The following is an 18,819-nucleotide window of genomic DNA, read 5'->3' on the forward strand; positions in this document are numbered from 1 at the left end:
ACAATATAAATAAATTTAAATAAAATTAAATAAAAAATCATATGCAGAAGGAATACAACCATGGAAAATCCATTCACTCTCATTTTTGGCAAAAAGCCGTAGGAATATATTGACAGAGCAGGAAAATCTGATTATTCAGACTTTTGATTCTTAGCGATTGGAGTGAGAGACATGGTGGTCGGAGTTTTAGTTCTAGTGATTGCGTGCATCCTTCTGTATGACATTCATACAGGCCTGTTCATGGCAGAAAAGCACAAAGAAGAAACAGCAGAGGAGAAAAAGGAAAGAATACTGAGAATCAAGGTAGTGGCATTTGACAGTGTATCCGTTGTGTTTGTGTTGTACCTTGTTTACAACATTGTTGCAGGTCTCTTGTTTCCTGCCCAGGCTGCAGAATATCAGGTATCTGTATCCAATGCCGGCCTCCTGATGTGCCTGGCCTGCGGGGTGTATGCCTTGCTGTGGTATCGTCAGAGAAGAAAAGGGTCCTTTTGATTTCGGAAGTAAAACAGCAGTTTCTTCCTTGATTGGAAAGACTGCTGTTTTGATTTGGTTCATATTTTTCTGCTGCCTGGCTGACAGTGTCATTGAGATCTCAGTTGCCTGCATTGCCCAGCAGAATCCAACGGGCAGATATCGTTTTTATGTGGTTATCTGATGATTGGTGAAGTGCGGTTCATTGCCTTAAGATGTTTTGTAATTGTGCTGCACCTTGGCCTTGCGTTTTGTGGTTCATCAAATATTGTCATTCAGCCATTCCAGATATAGCGGAGAGGCTCTTTTTATGCTAGTGTTGATCTGCATAAGTGTATAGGAGTTACAGACATGAGTGAGGAAAAGAAAGCTTTTGATGTGGCTGCACTGGGAGAGCTTCTGATCGATTTTACGCAGAATGGTAAATCTGAGCAGGGCAATCCTCTTCTGGAGGCGAATCCTGGCGGTGCACCATGCAATGTTTTGAGTATGCTGTCCCGTCTTCATCGCAAAACTGTCTTCATTGGCAAAGTGGGCATGGATGGCTTTGGTCAGATGCTTGCCCGCCGGATTGTAGAACAGGGGATTTCTGATCTGGGCCTTCGCTATGATGACAAGGTTCATACAACCCTGGCTCTGGTATTGAAGCTGCCCAATGGTGACCGTGACTTTGCGTTCTATCGCAATCCAGGTGCTGATGTGGATCTGCAGGCAGATGAGATTGATGAAAATCTCATTGCCAGTTCCCGTCTGTTCCACTTTGGATCGCTGTCACTGACCGATGAGCCGGCCCGCAGTGCAACAAGACTGGCAGTGCGCTTTGCCAAGGCCCATCATCTTCTGATTTCCTTTGATCCAAACCTGCGTGAACCTCTGTGGGATACATTGGATGATGCAAAGAAACAGATTGACTGGGGTATGCAGCAGGCTGATATCCTGAAGATCTCAGATAACGAGATTCAGTGGTTCACCGGCTATGATAACTTTGACCAGGGTGTTGCTTATCTGCAGAAGAAATATCCGAATCTGAAACTGATTTCCCTTTCGAAAGGAAAGAATGGCAGCAGTGCCTATGCCAATGGTGTGCGTGCAGATGCGCCTGCCTTCCTGCAGAAAGGTACGATTGAAACAACCGGTGCCGGTGATACGTTCTGTGCATGCGTATTGGATACCGTATTGACAGAAGGCATTGACGGTCTGGATGAAGAGAAGCTTCATGCGATGCTGGTGCGTGCCAACGCAGCGGCATCCATTGTAACGACGCGAAAAGGGGCTTTGCGTGTCATGCCAAGTGAAAAAGAAATCAATGCATTGATAAAGGGGGAGAACTGAAAATGGCATTGGATTACAGAAAGTGTGCAGAGGAGATCTTTTCCCATCTGGGTGGAAAAGACAACATCGCCAGTGCAGCACACTGCGCAACAAGACTGCGTCTGGCAATCGTCGACAACAGCAAGGTAGATGTCAAGGCAATTGAAAACACAGAGGGTGTACAGGGTGTCTTCAATTCCAATGGACAGCTGCAGATCATCATCGGTACCGGTACAGTAAACAAAGTCTATGATGAGTTTATTGCCGTATCTGGTGTATCCGCTGGTTCCAAGGAGGATGTCAAGGCCGCAGCCGCAGCCAACATGCCCTGGTGGAAACGTCTGATCAAGACACTGGGTGATGTCTTCGTACCGATTCTGCCGGCCATCGTCGCTGCTGGTCTGATGATGGGTCTGGTCGAGGCTCTCGGCCATGCCATTCCGAACTTCGCTTCCACTGACTGGTATGGCTTCCTGGATATGGCAGCCAATACCGCCTTCACCTTCCTGCCGGTACTGGTAGCCATCAGTTCTGCCAAGGTATTTGGCGGCAACGTCTATCTGGGTGCTGTCATTGGTCTGATGATGGTCCATCCAAGCCTGACCAACGGCTGGAATGCCGCTGATGGCTACAAGGTATGGTACCTGTTTGGACATGCTCTCAAGATCGGTGGATATACACTTGGCCAGGTCAACCAGTTAGGCTACCAGGGCCATGTCATTCCGATTGTCATTTCCGTCTTCGTCATGAGCAATCTCGAGAAGTGGCTGCACAAGCATGTTCCGGAAATGATCGATTTGTTCGTCACGCCGCTGACCACGGTTATTGTCACTGCTCTGGCAACCTTCATGGTCATCGGACCGATCTTCTCTGCTCTGGAAACACTTGTTCTTAATGGTGCTACATGGCTGGTTGCCAACCCGATTGGCGCTGCCGTCATGGGTGCTGTGTATCCTGTTACCGTTGTCATGGGTCTTCACCATATGTACAACACCATCGAGCTTGGCATGCTTGCCCAAGGGCATTTGAACACCTGGATGCCGATTGCTTCGGCTGCCAACTTTGCCCAGTTCGGTGCCTGCCTTGCCGTTGGTCTTAAGACAAGAGACAGACATACCAAGGCGCTGGCTGTACCGGCTTCCATGTCTGCATCTCTTGGTATCACCGAACCGGCTATCTTCGGTGTCAACCTGCGTTTCTTCAAGCCGTTTGTCGCTGCTATGATCGGCGGTGCTGCCGGTTCTCTGGTCGGTGCGATCACAGGTCTTGGCGCAACGGCCAATGGTGTTACCGGCCTGCCAGGCTATCTGATTGCGTCCAACCCGCTGACCTATACAATCCTGCTGGCTGTATCCTTCGCGGTTGCCTTCGGCATTACGTTTGTTACCTTCCGTGATAACAAGGAAGTTGAAGAAGAAGGCGGCGAGGAGCCGGAGATGGAGACAAAGGATGTCTTCACAACCGAAAAGGGCAATGTTGCGCAGCCGGTTGCCGGCAAGGTCATTCCTGCTTCTGAAATTGCAGATCCGATGTTTGCCCAGGAAACCATGGGCCCGTCTGTTGGTATTGAGCCGACTGGCAGCACGGTTGTGGCACCGTTTGATGGCAAAGTCACAATGCTGTTCCCGACCAAGCATGCGGTTGGCGTCACATCCAAGGATGGCATTGAAGTACTGATCCACATCGGTATTGATACCGTTGCGATGAATGGTGATGGCTTTGAGGCCTTTGTCAAACAGGATGATGAAATCACCAAGGGACAGAAGCTCATCCACTTTGACAGAAAGAAGATCAAGGATGCCGGCCATCCGGATACGGTCATTGTAGTCGTTACCAATGGCGCCCAGTTCAAGGATCTCAAGAAAGCTGCATAAATACAGAGCACAAATCACAAAAACAAAGAACTTTCTGATGGAGAATCATGTGATTTCCCATACAGGAAGTTCTTTTTCGCTCTAAAAATATGGTATATATATGCGATATTCGCTCTAAAAATATTGACAAGTGTTATAATATTCGCTCTAAAAATATTCTGAATGTTATAATGACATCAGAAAGATACAGGATTAGAGTATGTATTTAACACGTAAAATTGATCAGTTCCTGAAGGATTGGAAAGCAGATCCACAACATAAGCCTTTGATTGTCAAAGGGGCAAGACAGACGGGGAAAAGATGGGCAATCCGTCATTTTGCCAGGGAAAATTATGAGAGTTTCATTGAGATTAACTTTGTCAGAGAATCCAGTTATAAGGTCATCACGGAAGAGGGATATAGTGCCGACAGTATTATTAAGGTCATTTCCCGTATTGATCCGTTTAAACGGTTTATTCCAGGCAAGACTTTGATCTTTTTTGATGAGTTGCAGGATTTTCCGGATATTGCGACATCTTTGAAATTCTTCAATGAAGATAAACGTTTTGATGTAATATGCAGCGGATCGATGCTTGGCATCAATTATCACAAGATTGAGAGTAATTCTGTTGGCAATAAGACAGATTATGAAATGAAATCCATGGACTTTGAAGAGTTCCTGTGGGCAAAGGGATATAGGCAGGACTTTGTGAATGAACTGCTTGATCATTTAGAGAATCATATACCTTTTGCCAATGGGCTTCATGAGCACTATTTGTCTTTGTTCCTGGATTATTGCGTACTGGGAGGTATGCCGGCTGTTGTCAGTGAATATATTGAAAGAGGAACTTTTGAAAAGACCCTGACAACACAGAGACAGATTCTTCTGGATTACGAAGAAGATATCCGCAAGTATGCAAGCGGGCTGGAGCAGACAAGGATCATGAACGTATTCCGCTCTGTGCCTTCACAGCTTGCCAAGGAAAACAAGAAATTTCAGATCAGCAAGGTTGCAAAGGGCGCGACACTTGAAGATTATGACGGTGTTTTTGACTGGCTGAAAGATGCCGGTGCTGTCAATATCTGTTACTGCATGCGTTTTCCAGAGCTGCCAATCAAAGGAAATATTGACCGCAGTAAATTCAAAGTCTATTTTGCGGATACAGGACTGCTCGTCGCAGAACTGGATGATGAAGCGCAGCAGGATCTGCGGGTGAACCGCAATCTTGGCGTATATAAAGGGGCTTTGTATGAGAACATCGTAGCAGAGTGCCTGGCAAAACAGGGGTATGAACTTTGTTACTATAAGCGGCAGGACGGTACGCTGGAAGAAGATTTCTTTGTACGTGACATGTCCTCATTGATTCCGGTAGAAGTAAAAGCCAGAAAAGGACATTCAAAATCACTGCGCACTCTCATCGATAATATTGATAAGTATCCTGATGTACATTATGGATTAAAAATCACATCTGGGAATATTGGGGCGGCGGATAATATCGTCACTGTTCCATATTATTGTGCGTTTCTGTTGAAACAGGCGATGCCGCATCTGTTCAAATAACATTTTTACATGTTCAATCTTTTTGCAGGGCAGCATTCATCCTGCTTTTTGAACTTGCCGCAGATGCTATAATAGCGGGGCAAATTATGGGGAGGCACTATGGCAGAAAAGTATTCACCAATGATTGAGCAGTATCTGAAGGTCAAGGAGCAGTATCCGGATACGATTGTGTTCTACCGCATTGGTGATTTTTATGAAATGTTTTTTGATGATGCCCAGCTTGCCTCCAAAGAGCTGGATCTTGTATTGACAGGCAAGAATGCCGGCGTGCCGGAGCGGATTCCGATGTGCGGGGTTCCCCACCATGCCGTCTCTTCTTATGTGCAGCGGCTTGTGTCACGTGGGTATAAGGTTGCCATTGTCGAACAGATGGAAGATCCTAAAAAAGCCGTAGGCTTAGTCAAGCGTGATGTGATCCGCATCATCACCCCTGGCACGATCATGGATGAGATCACTGATGACAAGAGCTCGGTCTATCTGGGTGCCATTTGTGACTATGGCTATGGCTACAGCTTTGCTGTGGTGGAAGCCAGCACCGGCGAAAACTTTGTGGAAGATGTGGCACACAAAGATACCGTGCTTGTACAGACGGTCATGAAAAACAACATCCGTGAGGTTGTTGTCAAAGAAGGTTTCCCACAGAGATTGATCAAGTCACTGCGGCAGATGCAGGTCGTCATCTCCTATTGTGAAGAAGATGCCATCAAGAGTGAATATGAGCCTTTATGTGAGAATCTGAAAAAAGACTATGAGCGCTCTGCCTATGGCCTGATGCTCAATTATCTCGAACAGACCCAGAAACATATGCTCTCCCATCTGGAGACATGCCAGATTGAGAATGAAGATGACTTCCTGGATATGGACTATGATACCCAGCGCAATCTGGAACTGACAGAATCCCTGCATCCCAATGGCAAGAACATCACCCTGTGGTCCTTCCTCGACAAGTGCAAAAGTGCGATGGGATCCCGTCTGCTGCGCCGCTGGATTGAAAAACCGCTGGTGGATCAAAGACGCATCAATGCCCGCTATGACTGTGTACAGTATCTGTGTGACAACTTCATGGCCAGACAGAACCTGCGGGATGCTTTGGATGGGGTATATGACCTGTCCCGTCTGATTGCCCGCTGTGCGATGATGTCTGCCAATCCGATTGATCTTGTGCGGCTGACCAAGACCCTGGCGGCGGTCCCATCCGTACTTGCCTGCATCCAGGATGATGCCTTTGGCAGACTGAAAGATGTGGATCCATTAACATCTCTCTATGATCAGCTCAAGGATGCCTTTGTGGAAAATCCACCTGCCATCCTAAGCAATGGCGGTGTGTTTAAAGACGGCTATAATACCAGCCTGGATGAAGCACGGCAGATGGCACGTTCGGGCCAGGACTTCATTGCCAACATGGAAGCCCAGGAGAAAGAGCGTACTGGCATCAAGACGCTGAAGATCGGCTACAACAAGATCTTCGGCTATTATATTGAGATATCCAAGGCTGCGGCTGCCCAGGTAAAGCCGGAATGGGGCTATGTACGCAAACAGACATTAACAGGCTGTGAGCGTTTTATCTCACCGGTACTAAAAGAAAAGGAAGACATGATCCTGCATGCTCAGGAGAATGCGGTTAATCTGGAGAAAGAGCTGTTTAACAATCTTCTGCAATTAATCCAGGGCTATCTGCCCCGTCTGCAGAAACTGGCTTCGGTACTGAGTGAGATTGATGTGCTGCAGGCACTGGCGGAAAGCACATCATCCTATGGCTATGTACGACCGGTCTTTGATGATGACGAGCTCGATATTGTCAGCGGCCGCCATCCGATCCTGGATGAGCTGATGAAGGATCCCCGCTATATAGCGAATTCCGTGCACATGGATGCCAAAGAGAGTATTCTTCTCATTACCGGTCCGAACATGGGAGGTAAATCCACCTATATGCGCCAGACTGCTTTACTTGTGGTCATGGCCCAGATGGGCTGCTATGTGCCTGCTAAATCATGTAAGATGCCGGTGTTTGACAAAATCTTTACCCGCATCGGGGCATCGGATGATATCCTTTCCGGCCAGTCTACATTTATGGTGGAGATGAGTGAAGCCAACCGGGCCCTGCAGAATGCCACACCGCGTTCATTGATTCTGTTTGATGAGATCGGCCGTGGTACCAGTACGTATGATGGTATGGCATTAGCCCAGGCAATGATTGAATATATCGCGGCCTGCGTGCATGCCAAGACGATGTTTTCGACCCACTATCACGAGTTGACGACACTTGTAGACTCAATCGGCTGTGTGCGCAATATGCATGTGGCTGTCAAGGAAGACAATGACAAGGTGACATTCCTGTACCGGATGAAGGATGGGCCGGCCGGCCACTCCTATGGTATCAATGTCGCCCGTCTTGCCGGTCTGCCTGACAGTGTGCTGGAGCGTGCCAAAGATTTGCAGAAACAGCTGGAGAGCAAGAAGCGGGTTGTCCAGCAGAGCTATCAGCTCATTGAAATGAAGAAGGAAGATACAGAAGCAGAAACGATCATTGCCCAGCTGAAAGAAGCCGATGTGGACAATATGAGTCCGCGGCAGGCATGGGTGATGTTATCCGATCTTGTACAGGAGGCGAAGAAGGATTCCAATGGCAAATGATAAGTTGATTATCCGGGGAGCTAAGGAGAACAACCTGAAGAATATTTCCCTGGAAATTCCAAAGAACAAACTGGTCGTTATGACCGGACTTTCCGGCTCCGGCAAGACATCTCTTGCTTTTGATACGATTTATGCCGAAGGACAGAGAAGATATGTAGAGTCATTGTCTGCTTATGCCAGACAGTTTCTCGGTGGTGTGGAAAAGCCGAATGTGGAGATGATTGAAGGACTGTCTCCGGCCATTTCCATTGACCAGAAGACAACCTCCAACAACCCGCGTTCTACCGTTGGTACCGTCACTGAGATTTATGACTATCTGCGTCTGTTATATGCAAGATGCGGTGTACCTTACTGTCCGCATCATCATATTCCGATCACCGGTCAGACGATTACGGAAATGGTGGATGCCGTCATGGCGCTGCCTGAGCGCACCCGGCTGACCATCATGGCACCGATCGTCAAGGAAAAGAAGGGCACCTTCAAGGATACCTTTGCCAAGCTGCTGAAGGATGGCTATGTGCGTGTGCGGGTGGATGGTGAAATCCGCATGCTGGAAGAAGATATTGAGCTGGAAAAGAACAAGCGCCACCGCATTGATGTCATTGTGGACCGCATCATCAAGAATGATGATTCCAAGAGCCGGATTCATGACTCTATTGAAACAGCTCTGTCTTTGGCAGATGGTATGGCAACCGTATTAGCAGGTGATAAGGAAATGCTGTTTTCCAGCAACTATGCCTGCAAGATCTGCGGCTTTTCCGTACCGCATCTGGAGCCAAGACTGTTCTCCTTCAATGCGCCATTAGGTGCCTGCCCGGTATGCCATGGCCTTGGCATCACCGAGGAAGTCGACATCAGTAATCTGATGCCGGATATGTCTCTTTCCATCCGCAAGGGCGGCATCCGCTACTATAAGAATCTGGTCGATACGGACAACATTGAGTGGCAGACATTCTGTGTGCTGTGCAAAGCCTATGATATTGATCTGGATGCACCGCTGTCCTCTTTGAGTGACTATCAGATGCAGCGCATCCTGCATGGCTCTGACAAACCGATCCAGTATCGTATTACCTCCTCCGGGGGCAATACATATTCCCGCAATGACTACATTGAGGGTGTCAAGGATCTGATTGAAAGAAGATATGTCGAGACAACCTCTTCCTGGAACAAGGACTACTATCATTCCTACATGGCAGAAACACCATGCCGGCTGTGCCATGGCGACCGTCTCAATGAACAGGCTTTAAGTGTCATGGTCGGCGACAAGAATATCGCTGACTTTACCAAGATGAGTGTCAAGCAGGCTCTTGTCTGGCTGGACGATTTGAAACTGGATGAAGAAAAGGCCAAGATTGCCGATCTTGTCATCAAAGAGATCCGCAGCCGCCTGCAGTTTCTTTCCAATGTCGGTCTGGACTATCTGACTCTGGACAGACTGGCTGGAACACTGAGCGGCGGCGAGAGCCAGCGTATCCGTCTGGCCACCCAGATCGGCTCTCAGCTTTCCGGCGTATTATATGTCATGGATGAGCCGAGCATCGGCCTGCACCAGAGAGACAATGCCAAGCTCATTGCGACCATGAAGAGCATGCGTGATCTTGGCAACAGTCTGATTGTCGTTGAACATGATGAAGAGACGATGATGGCTTCTGACTGGATCGTGGATATCGGTCCGGGGGCAGGCATCCATGGCGGTCAGGTCATGGCCAACGGCACACCAGAACAGGTCATGAACACACCTGGTTCCATTACCGGTGACTACCTGGCTGGCAGAAAGATCATTCCGCTGCCTAAAGAAAGAAGAAAGGGCAATGGCAAGTTCATCGAACTGCGCGGTGTACAGGAACATAACCTGAAGAAGATCAATGTGAAGTTCCCGCTTGGTGAGCTTGTGCTGGTCACGGGTGTTTCCGGTTCGGGCAAGAGTACGCTGGTCAATGATGTGCTGATGCAGGCAGTGCTGCAGAGTCTGGGCAGACAGAAAGTACATCCGGGCAAGTTCAAGTCCATCAAGGGACTGGAGAATATCGACAAGCTTGTGCAGATTGACCAGGCACCGATCGGCAGAACGCCGCGTTCCAATCCGGCTACTTATACCGGTGTGTTCGATGATATCCGTGATGTGTTTGCCCATACACCGGAGGCCAGATTAAGAGGTTATGACAAGGGACGCTTCTCCTTCAATACCAAGGGAGGCCGCTGTGAGGCCTGCCAGGGTGATGGCGTCAAGGTCATCCGCATGAACTTCCTGCCGGATGTCTATGTGCCATGTGAAGTATGCCATGGCAAGCGTTATAACGAAGAAACCCTGCAGTGTACCTACAAGGGCAAAAATATCTATGATGTCCTGGAGATGTCCGTAGAGGAAGCTCTGCAGTTCTTTGGCAATCATCCCAAGATCAAACGCAAGCTGCAGACACTGTATGATGTGGGTCTTGGCTATATCAAGCTTGGCCAGGCCAGTACAACCCTTTCCGGTGGTGAGGCACAGCGTGTCAAGCTGGCCACAGAGCTGCAGAAAGTCGCAACCGGCAGAACTGTCTATATTCTTGATGAGCCGACCACCGGTCTGCATACCGATGATGTCAAACGTCTGATTGCGGTGCTGGAAAGAATCGTCGATGGCGGAGATACGGTCATTGTCATTGAGCATAATCTGGATGTCATCAAGTGTGCTGACTGGATCATTGATCTTGGCCCGGAAGGCGGCGATGGCGGCGGCCAGGTTGTCTGCACGGGTACCCCAGAGCAGGTTGCGGCCTGCAAAGAAAGCTGGACAGGACAGTATCTGATCAAGGCACTGAAGTGGACAAAAGAGCATGAAAATGGTGAAAAGGCTGCGTGAAGGCGCAGTTTTTTCATGTGATGAAAGGATGAAACTGTCAGCAAATTTCTTGCAATCTGTTTTCAGACGTATTAGTATACCCGCCATGAAAGGAGGAATTGCATGATACGGTTTTTCCAACAGGAGAAAAATGAATTGGGCTATTTTGCCAGACAGACCTGGCAGGTGATGCAGGGCCGCTATGCCCTGACAAAGATCCGTTCCCTGCAGTATGAAGTGATTATTTCACCGGAGAAAGTCACGATTATTGATGACAATGGTGAGAAGTCATCCATGGGTACGGTGCAGTTTAAAGCATTTACAGAAATGTTCAGATCATGAATGTTTTCACATAACCGCCACAGAGTTGTGCTAGAATCACGCTGAGGGTTAGTATGGAAAACAAAGAGAATAAATATACGAAGAAAGTTACAGTCAGGGAAATTGTCAGCTTTTTCAAGTTTGAACGCCTGACTGGTGATGATAAGTCGCTGGACCGCTGGACGGTTGTGCCGGACGTCAACCGGCCTGGCTTTGAGCTGTGCGGCTTCTACAAGCAGTCGGATCCCCGCCGTATTATCATTATCGGCAACAAGGAATCTGAGTTTATCAAAACAATGACCCCGGAGGAGCAGCGGGCCCGTTTTCCGATGTTAACGGATGGCTATACGCCATGCATTATCATTACCAAAAACAATGTTCTGCCGCCGATTCTCAAGGAAATTGCGGATCACCTCAATTTCCCGATCATGCGCACCGACATGGAAACGTTCCGTCTTGTCACGGAGCTGATTTCCTTCCTGGATGAGCGCCTTGCCCCGGAGGATACTATCTCTGGTACATTGATGAGTGTCTATGGCAAAGGTGTGCTGATTGCCGGTGAAAGCGGCATGGGTAAGTCAGAAACTGCTCTGGAACTGATCCGCAACGGTCAAGTGCTGGTAGCAGATGACCGTGTCGATGTGCAGCATATTCATAACAGCATCATCGGCCACTCGCCGGCCATCATCAAAGGCCTGCTGGAGATCAGAGGCATCGGCATCATTGATGTGGAGAAGATGTTCGGTGCCAGTGCTTTGATTTCACGCTCACCGGTGGATATGGTCATTGACCTTGTCAAGTTCAATGCGGCGGATGAATACAACCGCATTGGCGATGAGACCATGCACTATACCAAGATTCTGGATGTACTGATTCCGACTATTGTGCTGCCGGTCAGTGCCGGCCGCAACATGCGCATTCTGATTGAGTCTGCCGTTACCAATTTCCGCCTGCAGCAGGATGGCTTCTCCGCCAGCAAGGAAATCAAGGAACGGTTCAATACGTATGCCGGAAAGGATATCTAAGCCATGTTTGAACATGTAACGATCCGCTGGGCAGGCCTTGCGACCCTGTTCGGCGCCTTTGTGGCGTACCTGTTTTTCCGGCGTGACATGAAGGAAAACGGCTACGTCCGTGCCATCTCACAGGAAGTCTTTCTCGGCATCGTTGTTTCCGGACTGCTGGGCGGCAGAATCGGCTGGTACATTGCCAATGGCTTCACCCACATCTCACGATTCTTCCTGTTCTTTGATGACGGGTTTGAACCTCTGATGGCAATCTACTTCGTCATGGGCTTTGTCTTCCTGTATGTCCGCAAGAACTTCATGTCCTTCCGGCGCACCCTTGACTGCATCATCCCGCACTTCCTGCTGGCCGCAGCCATTTCCCGCATTCCGTATATGTTCTCTGACTGGCGCAATATCCTGATTGTCGGTGTGGATATGCTCGGCTATATTCTGCTGGAAGTGCTCTACCGCAACTATTTCTATGACAAGCACAGAGGTGACCGTGCTGCCCTGGCACTGCTGTGGATCGGTTTAAGCCGCTTCTTCATCAATATTGCAACCTATGGCCGTGCCAAAGCAACATTGATGATGTTACTGCCGGGACTGGCAACAGCAGTCGGTGCATTGGTCTTCTACGTGTTCAACCGCCGCAAGAAGATGGACCAGAAACCGCTTGTCCTGTTTGACTTTGACGGCACTTTGATGGATACCCAGGCGATGGTCAATGAATCCTACCGTTACCTTTTCAACAAATACCGCACTGTGGATGACTTTGATGACCGCACCCAGCTGGAAGTATTCGGTGCTGATGACCGCAAGGAAATCAAGCGTCTGTTCAAGGGGGAAGATCCCAATGAGCTCACCCATGAATTCCGTACTTTCCAGGCCAATCTGCCTGCCTTAGGACTGGTCAATACCATGCCTCATGCCCTGGAAGTACTGATGTGGCTGAAGAAGAATGGCTATACGGTTGGTGTTGTTACCTCAAGACCAACCGACAACTGCCGTTATTGGATCGAGGAATTTGATCTGGAAGACTATGTGGACATGGTCATGGGCAAAGAGATTTACAAGAAGGCAAAGCCGGCGCCGGATGCCCTGCGGCGGATCTGCCATGCCCTTGGCCTTGGCCATGATAACTGTGTCTATATCGGCGACCATGCCAGAGATGTGCGCATGGCCAGAAGGGCCTGTGTCTATGCCATCGGCTATGTCACCAGCAAGCAGAATTTCAACAGAATCACCAAAGCCATGCCCAACCGCATGATCCGTGATCTGCGCGAACTGGAAGACATTCTGCAGGAAACGGACCACAACTGGACATACAATCTGCTCTGATGTCAATAGAAATTTCTTGGAAACGCACGTCCAATTTTGAGTATCTGGTCATGCTTTCAGAATTTCATGCTATACTGTTCCCTGTGAGCGGGGTGTATGAAGAGCAGAGAAGAGTTTGAAAAGATTATCCTGTTTAAGAAGCAGGAGTTTTCCATCAATGGATGGAATGCACTGGAAATCAATGCGAAGGATCTGATGACGTCCGCCGGCGGTGAGGATGAGGATCTGGAAGCAGCAGTAGCGGCAATGGAAGAGTGTATGCTGGAGGGTGACTGCTTTGTCAATGATCCTGGCAGTGAGCACCGTCTGAGTCCGCACCTGACGGTCCGCTATTATTGTGACAATCTGTCACCGGAGCGCCGTAAATATTCTGAATGAGCAGCCATGTGCTGCTTTTTCTTTTCCTATGGTCTGGCACGCCGGTATCCGTTGTAGTAGGGAATGGGGAATGCTACAATACCATCGGTGATGCATATGGAAACACAGAAGAAGAAAAAAGTGATTCTCATCAGTGGCATGTCAGGTGCCGGTAAGTCAACGGCGGCCCGCATTCTGGAGGATATGGGATATCACGTCATTGATAACTTTCCGGTTCAACTGATCAGCCTGCTGGTCGATATGATCGAAACCAGTACGGATCCCCGCTATTCGTATGTTGCCTTGAGTACAAGTGCCCAGGACTTCCCGGCCTTCCTGCGTGGATTGAAGGGACAGAACATGATGATCAGTGTTCTGTTCCTGGATGCCAGTGATGCCGTGATCCTGCACCGCTATAAGAGTACAAGACGCATGCACCCCCTGCTTTTGAGCAACACCTGCAATACGCTGGATGAAGCCATCTCGGTGGAACGGCAGATGCTGGCCCGCAATGTAAACAATTCGTTTGTGACCATTGATACAAGCTTCCTGCAGGAAAAGGAATTCAAGCGCAAACTCGAAAAGTATTTCAGCAAGAGTGCTGTACCGGCCTTCTCCATCTCCTTTGTCTCGTTTGGCTATAAGTACGGCGTACCAATGGATGCCGATCTGATGATCGATGTGCGTTTTCTGCCCAACCCTTTCTGGGAAGTCAAGCTGCGGCCATACTCCGGCAATGATGCCTGTGTGTACAACTATGTCATGGACAAGCCGGAAACCCAGGAGTTTATCAAACGTCTGCTGTCTTTTCTGGACTATGCCTTTGCCCAGTATGAGAAGGAAGGCAAGAATCACTTTACGGTGGCCATTGGCTGCACCGGCGGCCAGCATCGTTCGGTGACGATTACCAACTTCCTGTATGAGCACTATCGTAAGACCTATAACTGCTATAAGGAACACCGAGACCAGAAGGAGTGGATTCGTGAAGATGCGTAAAGTTGTTGTGATTGGCGGCGGCCATGGCCAGGCCCAGATCTGCCGCGGCATCAAGAATATTTCCGATACCCACATTTCTGCCATTGTGACAGTGGCGGATGATGGCGGCTCTACCGGAAGACTGCGCCGTCAGTTCAATATTCCGGCAATGGGCGATATCCGCAATGTCATGCTTGCTTTGGCCGATCATGAATCCATCATGAGCAGCCTGATGAATTACCGCTTTGATGATCCCAATGGCACCGAAACAGATGTGGCCGGTCATAACCTTGGCAATCTGATCCTGACCGCTTTGACCCAGCAGTCCGGTTCCTTCTTTGATGCCGTCAAGATCATCGATGATGTCCTGAATGTCAGAGGTGAAATCATCCCGAGTACAACCCAGGTCATCACCCTGTATGCCCGCATGGAGGATGGCGTCATTGTGGCGGGTGAAGCCAACATTCCTCACATGGATAACCACATTGAACGGGTATTCTATACCGAGGATGTCCATGCCACTCCGGAAGCAGTTGAAGCGATTGAGGATGCCGATCTGATTATCTTTGGCATTGGCTCTTTGTATACCAGCATCATGCCCAATGTCATCATTCCGGAAATCGGCGATGCCCTGCACCATACCCATGGCCGCAAGGTGTATTTCTGCAATGCCATGACCCAGCCGGGCGAGACGGATGGCTACAGTGTGGAGGATCATGTGGATGCTTTGAAGCGCCATGGTGTCAGTGTGGATGCCGTGGTGGTGGCGGATGATCATATCCCGGAGGAGAACCGGCAGCGGTACAGCCGCCAGCATTCCTATCCGGTATGCATTCGGGAGCGCAAACATGACTACGATATCATCTGCCGGCATCTGCTCAGCTTTGATGATGGGCTGATCCGCCATGATGTCAAAGGCATTCATGATGTGACGAAGGATCTTCTGAAGGGGAAAGTGTGATGTCATTTTCTTCAGAAGTAAAAAATGAGACGGCATCGCTTGTGTTCTCACAGAACGATGCCCGGGCAGAATTATCTGCTTTGATCCAGATGTGTTCTTCACTGTCTTTTTCCTCACGGGGTATGGCAATTGTAGTCAGTGTGGAAAATGCGGCTGTGGCCAGAACGATCTACCGGCTGATCAAGGAGCGCTATCATGCGGCCATTGATCTGTCGGTCAAACGGAAGATGAACCTGCATAAGAACCTGATCTATGGCCTGCGGATTACCGCGGATGTACCGATGATTCTGCAGGATCTTGGCATCTACAGTGCCCGCGGCCTGCTGGAAAAGCCGCTGGCAAAGATTGTGTCAGCCGATACCAATGCCAGAGCCTATCTGGCTGGTGCTTTCATGGCCTCGGGCAGTGTCAATCCACCGGAGAAGACAAGCTATCATCTGGAGATCACAGCCAACAATGAGGAACATGGAAAGTTCCTGGTTTCTCTGCTGAAACGTTTTGAAATTCAGGGCCGCACAATTCAGCGGCGCGGGCGTACAATTGTCTATATCAAGGCTGCCGAGAAGATTGCAGACTTCCTGCGCATCATTGGTGCCAATGATGCTGTCATGAAGTTTGAGAATGTCCGCATTTCCCGTGACTTTACCAACTCTTTGACCCGGCTGAACAACTGTGATGTGGCCAATGAAGTCAAGTCACAGGCAGCGGCGAAGAAGCAGCTGGAGGATATTGCTGTGTTAGAGCAGATGGACCGTCTGCGGCATGTGGATCAGAAACTGCAGGATGTGGCACTGCTGCGGAAAGAGAATCCGGAGGCAAGCCTGAATGAGCTGTGCACATTGTATGAGCAGAAAACAGGTACGCCGGTATCCAAGTCGGGCATGAAGCATCGTTTTGTCCGGATTCATGAACTGGCTGAGAAAGGCAGAGGCGTGTGATCTGGCTGTATCTGATCGTAACAGCAGCCGGTCTGCTGGTGCTGTATGTACTGGCACCGCAGCTATGGCCCTTATATGTGCTTGCATTGCTGATGTCTGTGATCGGTCTGCTCCGTACCAGAAGACTGCTGAAAGCAGACAATGATATCAAGAAAGAGAACAAGGAGGATCGCATATGATCGTACTGGCTGAAGAAAAGGACCGCCAGCAGGTCCGTGAGATGTGGAAAATCTGTTTTCCACAGGAAGATCCCGGATATATTGATTACTACTTCAAGTCGGTATGGGATCCGGCTTCCTGCTATGTTGTGAAGGAAGATGGCCGCATCGTATCTTCTTTGTGCCGCCATACCCATCCAGTGATGTTTCATGGCAGGGTACTTGCAGCCAGCATGATTTCCGGTGTGTGCACGCTGCCTTCGTATCAGGGCAAAGGCTATATGCACCAGCTGATGAATGTGACGGTGGATGCCTGTGCCCATTCGGAGCTGATGACATTCATCCGGGCCAAGGATCCGGCCTTGTATGAGCCGTTTGGATTCCGGGCCGGGATGTATCGGACAGGCTGGATGGTACAGAGGCAGGATGTCAAACGGGTGCCTTCCTTTGGCTGTGCCTATGATGTACAGGCATTGGATATGCTTAAGGTGTATTCGGCCTATATCCGCCGGTTTTCGGGTTTCTACTGCCGGGATCTGAAGGACTTTGTGCGCTATCGCAATGAGATTGCAGCCCAGGGCGGCAAGATCATCGGCTATTACAATGGTCAGGACAGGATTGACGGCTATGCCACACTGACGATGCAGGGGTCGGATCTTTATATTGATGAGCTTGTGTATCTGGACAGCGTGGCTCTGGCCAAGCTGCTGAATGCCTGCCTGCAGGAAAGACCGCGGGTGCACTTCAACGTATCAAAAGCAGAGAACTTTGCGCCGGTGTTTCCCAATGCGAAGCATCATGATTATATTGGCACGATGGTGCGGATCAATGACTATGAATTATTCAACAAGCTGTATCAGTCGCAGGCTTCCAATGTGAAGGAGGCATTGGCGGTATCGAGAAGGCCATTAAATCAGAACGAAGCGTTCTAGGATTTGACCTTGTCAATTGACGAACAAACAGTGAGACTTTATAATTTAAGCGCAACATTAAGGAGGTCTAGATTAGACAATATGACAGATGTAAGAGTTGCAATTAATGGTTTCGGCCGCATCGGACGTCTTGCTTTCAGACAGATGTTTGTATCAGAGGGCTATGAGGTCGTTGCGATCAATGATCTGACAAAGCCTTCCATGCTTGCTTACCTGCTGAAGCATGACACAACACATGGTAAGTGGGATCATGCAATTTCCTGCGATGATGAGAAGGGCACACTGACAGTTGACGGCAAGGAAATCAGAATTTACTCTGAGAAGGATGCTAAGGATCTGCCTTGGGGTGAGCTGAATGTTGACGTTGTTCTGGAGTGCACAGGCTTCTATACAAGCAAGGCCAAGGCTCAGGCTCATATCGATGCTGGTGCCAAGAAGGTTGTTATTTCCGCTCCTGCTGGAAATGATCTGCCGACTATCGTTTACAGCGTAAACGAGAAGACACTGAAGCCGGAAGACAAGATTATCTCTGCTGCTTCCTGCACAACAAACTGCCTGGCTCCGATGGCTAAGACACTGAATGATCTGTATCCGATTCAGTCTGGTATTATGTGCACAGTTCATGCTTACACAGGTGACCAGATGATCCTCGATGGACCTCAGAGAAAGGGCAACCTGCGTCGTTCCAGAGCTGGTGCCTGCAACATCGTACCGGCTTCTTCCGGTGCTGCTAAGGCTATCGGTCTGGTTCTGCCTGAACTGAATGGCAAGCTGATCGGCGCTGCTCAGCGTGTTCCGGTTCCTACAGGATCCACAACACTGCTGTTCTCCGTTGTCAAGGGCAAGGATGTTACTGTTGATGCCATCAACGCTGCTATGAAGGCTGCTCAGTCTGATTCCTTCGCATACAACGATGAGGACATTGTCTCCAGCGATATCATTGATGAGACACATGGTTCCATCTTCGATGCTACTCAGACAATGGTAAACAAGATTGACGACGACACATACGAAGTACAGACAGTTTCCTGGTATGATAACGAGAACTCCTATACTTCTCAGATGGTTCGTACAATCAAGTACTTCGCTAACGTTAAGTAAGCTTTGTACAATCAAGACTCTGGCTTGTCCAGGGTCTTTTTTTATATGGATAGGCGGACAATCGCGGCATTTCG

Annotated in this window: 16 protein-coding genes; all 16 read left to right on the plus strand. The window is 49.1% G+C overall.

Translation table 11 applies throughout. The annotated features are described in order from the left end of the window. The first annotated feature begins 171 nt into the window (after positions 1-171). Positions 172-495 (plus strand): hypothetical protein, encoded by a 324-nt coding sequence (locus tag SOI44_RS01060; RefSeq protein ID WP_331347400.1) that lies wholly within the window; start codon positions 172-174, stop codon positions 493-495. A gap of 330 nt (positions 496-825) precedes the next feature. After that, positions 826-1,806 carry a PfkB family carbohydrate kinase gene (locus SOI44_RS01065; protein ID WP_331347401.1) on the plus strand — a complete coding sequence of 327 codons (981 nt, stop codon included), beginning with the start codon at positions 826-828 and terminating at the stop codon, positions 1,804-1,806. 2 nt (positions 1,807-1,808) lie between these two features. Further along, positions 1,809-3,659, plus strand: a complete 1,851-nt coding sequence (locus SOI44_RS01070; RefSeq protein WP_331347402.1) for a PTS beta-glucoside transporter subunit IIBCA — start codon at positions 1,809-1,811, stop codon at positions 3,657-3,659. Between the two features lie 199 nt (positions 3,660-3,858). Further along, positions 3,859-5,199: an ATP-binding protein gene (locus tag SOI44_RS01075; RefSeq protein WP_331347403.1), complete on the plus strand. Its 1,341-nt coding sequence runs from the start codon at positions 3,859-3,861 to the stop codon at positions 5,197-5,199. Positions 5,200-5,298: 99 nt separating this feature from the next. Next, on the plus strand, positions 5,299-7,833 hold the full coding sequence (gene mutS / locus SOI44_RS01080; RefSeq protein ID WP_331347404.1) for a DNA mismatch repair protein MutS: 2,535 nt from the start codon (positions 5,299-5,301) through the stop codon (positions 7,831-7,833). Continuing rightward, positions 7,823-10,678, plus strand: a complete 2,856-nt coding sequence (gene uvrA, locus SOI44_RS01085) for an excinuclease ABC subunit UvrA (protein WP_331347405.1) — start codon at positions 7,823-7,825, stop codon at positions 10,676-10,678. The genes mutS and uvrA overlap by 11 nt, the downstream gene beginning before the upstream one ends. A 102-nt stretch (positions 10,679-10,780) precedes the next feature. Further along, on the plus strand, positions 10,781-10,999 hold the full coding sequence (locus SOI44_RS01090; RefSeq protein ID WP_331347406.1) for a hypothetical protein: 219 nt from the start codon (positions 10,781-10,783) through the stop codon (positions 10,997-10,999). A 53-nt stretch (positions 11,000-11,052) separates the two neighbouring features. Then, positions 11,053-12,003 (plus strand): HPr(Ser) kinase/phosphatase, encoded by a 951-nt coding sequence (gene hprK / locus SOI44_RS01095; protein ID WP_331347407.1) that lies wholly within the window; start codon positions 11,053-11,055, stop codon positions 12,001-12,003. 3 nt (positions 12,004-12,006) lie between these two features. Further along, positions 12,007-13,323: a prolipoprotein diacylglyceryl transferase family protein gene (locus SOI44_RS01100; RefSeq protein WP_331347408.1), complete on the plus strand. Its 1,317-nt coding sequence runs from the start codon at positions 12,007-12,009 to the stop codon at positions 13,321-13,323. Positions 13,324-13,419: 96 nt separating this feature from the next. Beyond that, a complete protein-coding gene (locus SOI44_RS01105; protein ID WP_331347409.1) occupies positions 13,420-13,701 on the plus strand; it encodes a hypothetical protein in 282 nt (93 codons plus the stop codon). Positions 13,702-13,797: 96 nt separating this feature from the next. Continuing rightward, positions 13,798-14,676, plus strand: coding sequence for an RNase adapter RapZ (gene rapZ / locus SOI44_RS01110; RefSeq protein ID WP_331347410.1), 879 nt, complete (start codon positions 13,798-13,800; stop codon positions 14,674-14,676). Further along, complete coding sequence (locus SOI44_RS01115) at positions 14,669-15,616, plus strand: gluconeogenesis factor YvcK family protein (protein WP_331347438.1); 948 nt, start codon at positions 14,669-14,671, stop codon at positions 15,614-15,616. Before rapZ ends, SOI44_RS01115 begins: the two co-directional genes overlap by 8 nt. Continuing rightward, complete coding sequence (gene whiA, locus SOI44_RS01120; protein ID WP_331347411.1) at positions 15,616-16,554, plus strand: DNA-binding protein WhiA; 939 nt, start codon at positions 15,616-15,618, stop codon at positions 16,552-16,554. The genes SOI44_RS01115 and whiA overlap by 1 nt, the downstream gene beginning before the upstream one ends. After that, complete coding sequence (locus SOI44_RS01125) at positions 16,551-16,733, plus strand: hypothetical protein (RefSeq protein ID WP_331347412.1); 183 nt, start codon at positions 16,551-16,553, stop codon at positions 16,731-16,733. The genes whiA and SOI44_RS01125 overlap by 4 nt, the downstream gene beginning before the upstream one ends. Next, complete coding sequence (locus SOI44_RS01130) at positions 16,730-17,644, plus strand: GNAT family N-acetyltransferase (RefSeq protein WP_331347413.1); 915 nt, start codon at positions 16,730-16,732, stop codon at positions 17,642-17,644. Before SOI44_RS01125 ends, SOI44_RS01130 begins: the two co-directional genes overlap by 4 nt. An 81-nt stretch (positions 17,645-17,725) precedes the next feature. Beyond that, complete coding sequence (gene gap, locus SOI44_RS01135; RefSeq protein ID WP_108774527.1) at positions 17,726-18,745, plus strand: type I glyceraldehyde-3-phosphate dehydrogenase; 1,020 nt, start codon at positions 17,726-17,728, stop codon at positions 18,743-18,745. Positions 18,746-18,819 lie beyond the last annotated feature (74 nt).

The sequence above is a fragment of the Lactimicrobium sp. genome (genome assembly GCF_036453465.1).
Taxonomy (GTDB): Bacteria; Bacillota_I; Bacilli_A; order Erysipelotrichales; family Erysipelotrichaceae; genus Bulleidia.